At 63.5% G+C, this 4,701-nt stretch carries 3 protein-coding genes and 1 pseudogene; 3 read left to right on the top strand and 1 reads right to left on the bottom strand.

Features of this window, described 5'->3' with window-relative positions:
• Positions 1-314 precede the first annotated feature (314 nt).
• A complete protein-coding gene (ilvD, locus tag D183_RS0102415) occupies positions 315-2,153 on the top strand; it encodes a dihydroxy-acid dehydratase (RefSeq protein ID WP_017907580.1) in 1,839 nt (612 codons plus the stop codon).
• Between the two features lie 155 nt (positions 2,154-2,308).
• Here the strand turns inward: ilvD and D183_RS23840 are convergent.
• A pseudogene (locus tag D183_RS23840) lies at positions 2,309-3,086 on the bottom strand (integron integrase); the annotation flags it as partial.
• 189 nt (positions 3,087-3,275) lie between these two features.
• Here D183_RS23840 and D183_RS23835 point away from each other — a divergent pair.
• Complete coding sequence (locus tag D183_RS23835; RefSeq protein ID WP_017907577.1) at positions 3,276-3,677, top strand: hypothetical protein; 402 nt, start codon at positions 3,276-3,278, stop codon at positions 3,675-3,677.
• A 130-nt stretch (positions 3,678-3,807) separates the two neighbouring features.
• The gene (locus D183_RS26210) at positions 3,808-4,245 is read left to right on the top strand and encodes a hypothetical protein (protein WP_081613247.1); all 438 of its coding nucleotides are present in this window, start codon (positions 3,808-3,810) and stop codon (positions 4,243-4,245) included.
• Positions 4,246-4,701 lie beyond the last annotated feature (456 nt).

Below are 4,701 nucleotides of genomic sequence, written 5' to 3'. Positions count from 1 at the left end.
CGGGGGTGGACACAAGGGACGGGGCGGGGGAGGAAACAGCGGAAGACGACGAACGCACATGCCGAAGCATGGACACCTCCTGTGGTCATGATGGGCGAGCCGGGCCTACGCCCCCTGACGCACCGGCCACCGCAGTCTGCCAAGCGCAGGCAGGCAGGTCTGCGACCCGCTCCGCACTCCCGGGCGGCGCGCGGCGGCGCCAGCCTGCGTGCTAACGTGGTCGGCCCACCGGTGGGCGTCCAGGACGGTTGCAGCAGCAACGATCCGATCGCGCCACCATCGCCAGCCTCCCCGCCCGCTCGTTCGCTGCTCCCATGCCCGACTATCGCTCCAAGACCTCGACCCACGGCCGCAACATGGCCGGCGCCCGCGCGCTGTGGCGCGCCACCGGCATGCAGGACGCCGACTTCCACAAGCCGATCATCGCCATCGCCAATTCCTTCACCCAGTTCGTGCCCGGCCACGTGCACCTGAAGGATCTCGGGCAACTGGTCGCGCGCGAGATCGAGCGCGTCGGCGGCGTGGCCAAGGAGTTCGACACCATCGCCGTGGACGACGGCATCGCCATGGGCCACGACGGCATGCTGTACTCGCTGCCGAGCCGCGAGATCATCGCCGACTCGGTCGAGTACATGGTCAACGCGCACTGCGCCGACGCGCTGGTGTGCATCTCCAACTGCGACAAGATCACCCCCGGCATGCTGATGGCCGCGCTGCGCCTCAACATCCCCACCGTGTTCGTCTCCGGCGGGCCGATGGAAGCCGGCAAGACCAAGCTCGCCGACCACAACCTGGACCTGATCGACGCGATGGTGATCGCCGCCGATCCCACCGCCTCCGACGAGAAGGTCGCCGCGTTCGAGCGCAGCGCCTGCCCCACCTGCGGCTCCTGCTCGGGCATGTTCACCGCCAACTCGATGAACTGCCTGACCGAAGCGCTGGGCCTGGCCCTGCCCGGCAACGGCACCGTGGTCGCCACCCACGCCGACCGCGAGCACCTGTTCCTCAAAGCCGGCCGCACCGCGGTGGAACTGTGCCACCGCTGGTACGGCGCCGAAGACCCGCGCGCGCTGCCGCGCGGCATCGCCACCTTCGAGGCGTTCGAGAACGCGATGACCCTGGACATCGCGATGGGCGGCTCCACCAACACCATCCTGCACCTGCTCGCCGCCGCGCAGGAAGCCGAGGTTCCGTTCACCCTGCGCGACATCGACCGCCTGTCCAAGCGCGTGCCGCAGCTGTGCAAGGTGGCGCCGAACACGCAGAAGTACCACATCGAGGACGTGCACCGCGCCGGCGGCATCGTCGCCATCCTCGGCGAACTGGCGCGCGGCGGCCTGCTGCACACCGACCAGGCCACCGTGCACAGCCGCACCCTGGCCGACGCCATCGCGCAGTGGGACATCACCCAGAGCGACGACCCCGCGGTGCAGACCTTCTACCAGGCCGGGCCGGCCGGCATCCCCACCCAGATAGCCTTCAGCCAGGCCACGCGTTGGCCGAGCCTGGACGCCGACCGCGCCAGCGGCTGTATCCGCGACGTCGCCCACGCCTACTCGCAGGAAGGCGGCCTGGCAGTGCTGTACGGCAACATCGCCGAGGACGGCTGCGTGGTGAAGACCGCCGGCGTGGACGAATCCATCCATGTGTTCGAGGGCAACGCCAAAGTGTTCGAAAGCCAGGACGCCGCGGTGAAGGGCATCCTCGCCGACGACGTCAAGGCTGGCGACGTCGTGGTGATCCGCTACGAAGGCCCCAAGGGCGGCCCCGGCATGCAGGAAATGCTGTACCCCACCTCTTACCTGAAGTCCAAGGGCCTGGGCAAGCAATGCGCCCTGCTCACCGACGGCCGCTTCTCCGGCGGCACCTCCGGCCTGTCGATCGGCCACGCCTCGCCGGAAGCGGCGGCGGGCGGCGCCATCGGCCTGGTCCGCGACGGCGACCGCATCCGCATCGACATCCCCCAGCGCCGCATCGACCTGCTGGTCTCCGACGCGGAACTGGCGACGCGCCGCGCCGACCAGGACGCCCGTGGCTGGAAGCCGGCTGAGCCGCGGCCGCGCAAGGTCAGTACGGCGTTGAAGGCGTACGCGCTGCTGGCGACCAGTGCGGACAAGGGGGCGGTGCGGAACAAGGCGATGCTGGATGGGTGAGGTATTGTCATGATGGCCGCGGATTGCCGCGGCCTTCATGGCGTCCAGGTCTGCATTGTGGGAGGGACTTCAGTCCCGACGCGGGATCACAAACGCCCCTGCTGCATTATTTTTCCTGACGCCTTTGACGCTCGCCGCCGCCCCTAGACCATCCAGCGGACTGCGCACCGCTGGACTTCCTCGGACAGGTGGCCGGCCGACCCGACCACTGCGTGGATCCACCGACCGATGCGCGGCCGGGAACAGGTATTGCCAGCCCGGTTCGACATCGGCATTGGGGTATTTGCGTACCAGCGCCTGCGGCAGGTGCACCCTCCCCGCCCCTTCGGCCAGATCCGCCGCGTGCAGCAGCAGTGCACTATCGCGTTGCCGCAGCAGCGGCTCGCCCAGGCGCATTGGCAATGGCACACGCCGATCCTTGCCGCCCTTGCCGTTACTCACCACCGCCCCAGCTCCACATCCTTGATCCGCAATCGCAGGCATTCCAGCAGCCGCATGCCGCTGCCATAGAGCAGCCCGGCCATCAGCCAGCAAGGTCACTCCAGCGCGACCAGCAAACGCGTGACCTCCTCGACCGAGAGCACCACCGGAATCCGCCGCGGTCGCTTGGCGCGGACCAGATTCTCCATCCATGGCAGTTCCACGCCGAGAAAATCACGATAGAGGAACAACAGCGCCGCCAGCGCCTGACTCTGTGTCCCGGCCGAGACCTGTCCCTGAGTCGCCAGACTGGTCAGGAACGCTTCGACTTGGGCCTGCCCATACGCGATGGATGCTGTTTGCCGTTGGCCAGGATGAAGCGCCGTATCCAGCCAACATACGCTTGCTCGGTGCGCAGGCTGTATTGCCGAAGCCGCAACCGGCCACGCACCGGCTCCAACACGTTGGCGGTGGATGCGCCGTTACGCCTTCATCGTCATGGGTGTAACTCATACGCCTGCTCGAACGTCGGATAACGTAGCCAGCATTGGCGCACGGAGCCGCGGCCACCATCAGGCAAGTCATTGATGCAGGGTGGGAATTTCCCCCTTTGCAGACGTCTGGCGTTGGTGGATACTTGGGGCATTATCGCTTTTGGGCGGTCCAATAGTAGTTAGGCCCTCAAGAACTACAGGACTTTTTATGACTATCCCAGATCACGTCAAGGATCGCATTCGCCTCAAAGCACAGTCGGATTGGCCCGACGACTTTGAAATGCAGCGACATACCATTGGCAAGCAGGTTGAGGCCTTCCAAGAGCTTGAAGTATTCAAAGAAAAGTTCGCATCCGACGAATTCCTTGGTGCCATCTTCAACTTTGCCTCATCTAGCTGGCCGGATGACTACGAGATGGAGCTTCACACATTCAAAAAGCAGCTCGATGCCGGCATTGCTTTTTTCAACTATGAAGCCGTCGATGTGCCCAAGAGTACCTTTGAGCAGATAAAGCTCAAAGCCTTCTCAGAATGGCCAGATGATCATGAAATGAAGTTGCATACCTTGGAGAAGCAATTAAATGCTTGGCGCGCACTACAAAACTTTTGACCGCCTCCAATCGTGCCTTCGCTCACCAGCCTAACTATTTGGTCAAGCCGACGCCCACAAGCTTCGCTTGCGGGTGCCCTCCGTGCTTCGCACTCCGGCGCGGCTTACCGCGAGCGTTAGAGGCCAAGACATGGAATATCGCAGAGCCCTGCTAGACAAGCTCGAGAGCCTCGACAGGATTGACAACGAGCACTTTCCCATCGTTTCTCTCGACGACTACTTCATCGGTAACCCACAAGAAGACTCGATCGCCCCAAATCAATGGGGATATGGCCGCCCTTCTATTCGTGACATCTATGCAAGGCTCAAAGAGATCGAAGCCCGTCCTGATGTTCAGGGCGTGTTTGTTGGGCTTCATCAGGATTGGGGCGAGTCGTTGGAGCACAGCGATCTTTGGCCCGCCGCAGAGAACATCCACATTTTCTCTTCCGCGCCACAAGACATTGCAGACCAGTGGATTGAAGGCTTAGAGTCTGACGGGATTGGGCCAGGCTGGCCATATGGAAAGCATGCAGCCGCACCCGAGCCGCCTCCCGGCTATCAGGTGTATACAATCTATTGGGACTGAGGGCTTGCCCTCTAACAATTCGTTCAAGCCGACGCCGCTTCGCGGCGCGGCTTAACTCAGGTGTTAGACCCCAATGATCGAGCGCATGACACACGAGGAGTATGTGTTCTCAGCTCGCCGGAAAGCGTTTGAGATCGCTACAGGCGTCCTCGCTGGAGAGATGCCTGTCTTGGAGGGCTGCCATTCCCTCGCCGCGCTTCGTTGCGAGGTCGAGGTGGACGACCGTGACCCAGATTTCATGACCTTTGCAATGATCTCGTCAGAGGTTGATGCACTACCCATTGGAGCTGCTCGGGCACGCTGGGCTCCGGAGGCATTGGCAAAGCTGGAGCCGGACATACAATCGGCAATCGCATGGGCAACACCGCAAGCACTTCCGGCCTGCCAGTCCATAGTGCAGCGGTTTGGGGCCTAACAGTCCATTCAAGCCGACGCCGCTTCGCGGCGCGGCTTAAT

The organism is Xanthomonas sp. SHU 199, assembly GCF_000364665.1.
Classification (GTDB): domain Bacteria; phylum Pseudomonadota; class Gammaproteobacteria; order Xanthomonadales; family Xanthomonadaceae; genus Xanthomonas_A; species Xanthomonas_A sontii.
The sequence above is the reverse complement of the archived record's forward strand: the minus strand, read 5'-3'. Positions and strand labels throughout refer to the sequence as shown.

What these genes read in the sequence shown, in the direction of transcription:
- ilvD (WP_017907580.1), top strand. Translation starts at nt 315, where the DNA reads ATGCCCGACTATCGCTCCAAGACCTCGACCCACGGCCGCAACATGGCC.
- D183_RS23835 (WP_017907577.1), top strand. Translation starts at nt 3,276, where the DNA reads ATGACTATCCCAGATCACGTCAAGGATCGCATTCGCCTCAAAGCACAG.
- D183_RS26210 (WP_081613247.1), top strand. Translation starts at nt 3,808, where the DNA reads ATGGAATATCGCAGAGCCCTGCTAGACAAGCTCGAGAGCCTCGACAGG.